6 protein-coding genes, 4 tRNA genes and 1 pseudogene are annotated in these 4630 nt (G+C 34.1%); all 11 read left to right on the top strand.

Annotated features, from left to right (window positions below; translation table 11 throughout):
* Nucleotides 1-55: 55 nt before the first annotated feature.
* The gene (rpsU, locus tag ACIQZC_RS10730) at nucleotides 56-250 is read left to right on the top strand and encodes a 30S ribosomal protein S21 (protein WP_396139211.1); all 195 of its coding nucleotides are present in this window, start codon (nucleotides 56-58) and stop codon (nucleotides 248-250) included.
* A gap of 68 nt (nucleotides 251-318) precedes the next feature.
* Nucleotides 319-1212 carry a tyrosine-type recombinase/integrase gene (locus tag ACIQZC_RS10725; RefSeq protein WP_396139210.1) on the top strand — a complete coding sequence of 298 codons (894 nt, stop codon included), beginning with the start codon at nucleotides 319-321 and terminating at the stop codon, nucleotides 1210-1212.
* Between the two features lie 35 nt (nucleotides 1213-1247).
* The gene (gene hpf, locus ACIQZC_RS10720; RefSeq protein WP_396139208.1) at nucleotides 1248-1547 is read left to right on the top strand and encodes a ribosome hibernation-promoting factor, HPF/YfiA family; all 300 of its coding nucleotides are present in this window, start codon (nucleotides 1248-1250) and stop codon (nucleotides 1545-1547) included.
* Nucleotides 1548-1642: 95 nt separating this feature from the next.
* A tRNA-Thr gene (locus ACIQZC_RS10715) sits at nucleotides 1643-1716 on the top strand.
* Between the two features lie 30 nt (nucleotides 1717-1746).
* Nucleotides 1747-1828 (top strand) — tRNA-Tyr (locus ACIQZC_RS10710).
* Between the two features lie 70 nt (nucleotides 1829-1898).
* Nucleotides 1899-1970, top strand: a tRNA-Thr gene (locus tag ACIQZC_RS10705).
* 58 nt (nucleotides 1971-2028) lie between these two features.
* The gene (tuf, locus tag ACIQZC_RS10700) at nucleotides 2029-3216 is read left to right on the top strand and encodes an elongation factor Tu (protein ID WP_396139207.1); all 1188 of its coding nucleotides are present in this window, start codon (nucleotides 2029-2031) and stop codon (nucleotides 3214-3216) included.
* Nucleotides 3217-3278: 62 nt separating this feature from the next.
* A tRNA-Trp gene (locus ACIQZC_RS10695) sits at nucleotides 3279-3350 on the top strand.
* 187 nt (nucleotides 3351-3537) lie between these two features.
* Nucleotides 3538-3735 (top strand): preprotein translocase subunit SecE, encoded by a 198-nt coding sequence (gene secE / locus ACIQZC_RS10690; RefSeq protein WP_396139212.1) that lies wholly within the window; start codon nucleotides 3538-3540, stop codon nucleotides 3733-3735.
* A 9-nt stretch (nucleotides 3736-3744) separates the two neighbouring features.
* Nucleotides 3745-4296 carry a transcription termination/antitermination protein NusG gene (nusG, locus tag ACIQZC_RS10685; RefSeq protein WP_396139206.1) on the top strand — a complete coding sequence of 184 codons (552 nt, stop codon included), beginning with the start codon at nucleotides 3745-3747 and terminating at the stop codon, nucleotides 4294-4296.
* Nucleotides 4297-4362: 66 nt separating this feature from the next.
* Nucleotides 4363-4630: pseudogene (locus ACIQZC_RS10680) on the top strand (50S ribosomal protein L11); the annotation flags it as partial.

Below are 4630 nucleotides of genomic sequence, written 5' to 3'. Positions count from 1 at the left end.
TAATTCATAATTATTTTCTACATTTGCACCCTTAACGAGAGGAGGTGTCCATATTATGTTAATTATACCAATTAAAGACGGAGAAAATATCGATAGAGCATTAAAGCGCTATAAAAGAAAATTTGATAAAACAGGAACTGTTCGTCAGTTACGTTCACGTCAAGCTTTCATTAAGCCTTCTGTTTCAAACAGAGCTAAGATACAAAAAGCAGCATATATTCAAGGATTGAGAGACTCATTAGAGAGTTAGTATTTTTTTGAATGAAATAGTAAACCGCTAAATAATAAAGTGTAACTTTGTTTTTAGCGGTTTTTTTTATGATATCTACTATACAAGCATATCAAGAATACTTAGTTAAAGAGAAAAATTATTCTCTATTGACCGTGCAAGCCTATGTTTCAGATATTTTGTCTTTTCAAGGCTATTTGAATACTAATCATGAAGCTACTGAGGTTGAGAATGTAATCTATCCCCAAATAAGAAGTTGGATTGTTGTATTGATAGAAAATAACATTTCAAATACTTCTGTTAATAGAAAAATATCTTCTTTAAAATCATACTATAAATTTCTTTTAAGAATTAAACTAATATCGGTTAACCCATTATTAAAGCACAAGTCATTAAAAACGGCTAAGAAAATTCAAATTCCTTTTTCGGAAAAAGAATTGCAAGATGTGTTTGAATTTAATACTTATTCAAATGATTTTGAAGGAATTCGCAATCAGTTAATTATTGAATTATTTTACACCACAGGAATTCGTCGTGCAGAAATGATTAACCTTTCTTCTGAAAATGTTGATTTATATCAGAAAACAATTAAAGTTGTTGGTAAGAGAAATAAAGAACGCATTATTCCGCTTTTAGACTGTACTGTTAAATTAATTGAATCGTATAAAGTACAACGAAATCATTTAGAGGTGATTAAGAATAATGAGATGTTAATTTTGTCAAAAAACGGAAATAAAGTAAGCGAATCATTTGTGTATCGATTAATAAATGAGTACTTTAGTAGTGTGTCACAAAAGACAAAAAAAAGCCCTCACGTTCTTAGGCATTCCTTTGCAACTCATTTGTTGAATAATGGAGCCGATTTAAATTCAGTTAAAGAGTTGTTAGGTCATGCTAGTTTGTCTTCCACTCAAATTTATACTCACAGCAGTTTGGCTGCCTTAAAAAAAGTATATCAAGAAGCGCATCCTAGAAACAAGTAACAACTCAAATGTATAATCTATATAATCTAAAAGTTATGAAAGTCAATTTGCATGCAGTAAATTTTAATGTGGACAAAAAATTAGTTGATTTTGTTCAAGAGAAGTTAGATAAATTAGAAAAGTATTATGATAAAATTGTTTCGTCTGATGTTTTTTTGAAAGTTGAAAATACAAGTGATAAAGAAAATAAAATTGTAGAGATAAAAATTAATGTTCCAGGAGATGATTTTGTAGTAAAAAAAATGACAAAATCTTTTGAAGAAGGAATAGATTTGGCGGTAGATTCATTAGAGCGAGTTTTGGTAAAAAGAAAAGAAAAATTGCGTACAATTTGATATTATAAAAAAAAAGATAAAAAATGTTTTGATTCAAAAATAAATTCTATACATTTGCAGTCCGTTAGAAATAGCGGACTTTTTATATTCAAGTTGCCGATGTAGCTCAGCTGGCTAGAGCAGCTGATTTGTAATCAGCAGGTCGTGGGTTCGAGTCCCTCTATCGGCTCAATTGTAAGTAACTAAATGTAAAAGGTTTGGGGAGATACTCAAGCGGCCAACGAGGGCGGACTGTAAATCCGCTGACTACGTCTTCGCAGGTTCGAATCCTGCTCTCCCCACGAGATTTTGAAATTAGAAGTGAGGATTTAGAATTCTGAATGCTGATTGCTAACTTCTGAATACACAAAAGCCGGTGTAGCTCAGGGGTAGAGTGCTTCCTTGGTAAGGAAGAGGTCACGGGTTCAATTCCCGTCATTGGCTCTTAAATAAGTTTATTTTTTGAACACTAATTATATAACTAAGATTAAATTATTAAATCATGGCAAAAGAAACCTTTGATCGTTCGAAGCCCCATTTGAATATTGGTACTATCGGACACGTTGACCACGGTAAAACTACATTAACAGCTGCAATTACGAAAGTATTAGCTGATGCTGGTTTATCAGAAGCAAAATCATTTGATCAAATTGATAATGCTCCAGAAGAAAAAGAAAGAGGTATTACAATTAATACGTCTCACGTAGAGTATTCTACACAAAATCGTCACTACGCGCACGTTGACTGTCCAGGTCACGCGGATTACGTAAAAAACATGGTAACAGGTGCTGCTCAAATGGACGGTGCTATCTTAGTAGTTGCTGCTACAGATGGTCCTATGCCACAAACGAGAGAGCACATCCTTTTAGGTCGCCAAGTTGGTGTGCCTAGAATGGTTGTATTCATGAATAAAGTGGATATGGTTGATGATGCTGAATTATTAGAATTAGTAGAAATGGAAATTAGAGATTTATTATCTTTCTATCAATATGATGGTGATAATGGTCCAGTTATCCAAGGTTCTGCTCTAGGTGGATTAAACGGAGATCCAAAATGGGTTGCTACTATTATGGAATTAATGGAAGCAGTTGATAGTTGGATTGAATTACCTGTTCGTGACGTTGAGAAACCATTCTTAATGCCAGTTGAAGACGTATTTACAATTACTGGTCGTGGAACTGTTGCTACAGGTCGTATCGAAACAGGAATTGCTAATACAGGTGATCCAATTGAAATCATCGGGATGGGAGCTGATAAATTAAGTTCTACTATTACAGGAGTTGAAATGTTCCGTAAAATCCTTGATAGAGGTGAAGCTGGTGATAACGTAGGTATCTTATTAAGAGGTATCGCTAAAGAAGATATTAAAAGAGGAATGGTAATTGTTAAGCCAGGATCTGTTAAGCCACACGCTCATTTTAAAGCTGAGGTGTATATCTTGAAAAAAGAAGAAGGTGGACGTCACACTCCATTTCATAATAACTACCGTCCTCAGTTTTACGTACGTACAACTGACGTTACAGGAACTATTTCTTTACCAGCAGGTGTAGAGATGGTTATGCCTGGTGATAACTTAACAATTGATGTTCAATTATTAAGCCCTATCGCTTTATCAGTAGGTTTACGTTTTGCTATCCGTGAAGGTGGTAGAACAGTAGGTGCTGGTCAGGTAACTGAAATATTAGACTAATTTATTAGCCTAATTAGTTAAATATATCAAACCAGCAGTTCCGCTGCTGGTTTTTTTAACAAACGGGCGTAGTACAAGGGCTAGTATAGTGGTCTCCAAAACCATTGATGGGGGTTCGAATCCCTCCGCCCGTGCAAAACAATTTATAATTATTATTTGGATTAATGACAAATGGAAGATAAAATCACAGCTTACCGAAAAAATATTCGCAATAGTGCTTTAATATTTGGTCTATTAGCTAACGTTATAAGTATTTTTATATTGAGTCAAGGATACGATACAGTTTTAGGGTTTGGTGTGCCTTATTTTGCTTTAGTATTTATTCTACATCGCTATTGGGATTATTTTAGCGAGACGTTTAATGAACTTACGAACCAAGTAACATGGCCAGTATGGGCTGATGTGCAACGTTTGACAATTATTGTAGCAATATTTTCAATCATTTTTGCTCTATTGACTTGGGGTGTAGATGAAATATTTGCTAAAGCAATTGCAGGTTTTTTTAATATCATAAAATAACACTTTGCTATGGCAGATAATAATGTGAATAAATGGTATGTGGTAAGATCCGTGAGTGGTCAGGAAAATAAAGTGAAAGCTTATATTGAAACTGAAACCGCCCGATTAGGTATGGCTGATTATATCACTCAAGTATTGGTTCCTACAGAAAAAGTAGTTACTGTGCGTGATGGAAAAAAAATAATTAAGGATAAAGTTTATTTTCCGGGCTATATCATGATTGAAGCAAGCTTAACAGGAGAAATTCCTCATATTATTAAATCAATTCCGGGTGTTATAGGTTTCCTAGGTGAAACAAAAGGAGGTGATGCGGTACCATTGAGACAGTCTGAGGTTAACAGAATGCTTGGAAAAGTAGATGAATTATCTGTGCAAGTAGATAGTGTGTCTATTCCATTCAATATTGGTGAAACTATCAAAGTTGTTGATGGCCCTTTTAATGGTTTTAATGGAACTATTGAAAAAATAAATGAAGAAAAGCGTAAACTTGAGGTAATGGTTAAAATTTTCGGAAGAAAAACACCATTAGAATTAAGTTTTATGCAAGTTGAAAAAGTATAATATTCGTTACATACATAAATCACATCAATCGCTTCCAATTGATAGATGTGCTAAATTTTTTTAAAAATGGCAAAAGAAGTTAGTAAAGTAGTTAAACTACAAGTTAAGGGAGGTGCTGCGAATCCATCGCCACCGGTTGGACCTGCTTTGGGGGCTGCTGGGGTTAACATCATGGAGTTCTGTAAGCAATTTAATGCTAGAACACAAGATAAACCTGGCAAAGTTTTACCAGTACAAATTACTGTGTATAAAGACAAGTCTTTTGACTTTGTTGTTAAAACGCCACCTGCTGCAATTCAATTATTAGATGCAGCAAAATTAAAGTCTGGTTCAG

It is taken from the genome of Flavobacterium sp. (assembly GCF_044338735.1).
GTDB lineage: Bacteria > Bacteroidota > Bacteroidia > Flavobacteriales > Flavobacteriaceae > Flavobacterium.
Note: the sequence above shows the minus strand (reverse complement) of the source record. Positions and strands in the feature narration are given on the sequence as shown.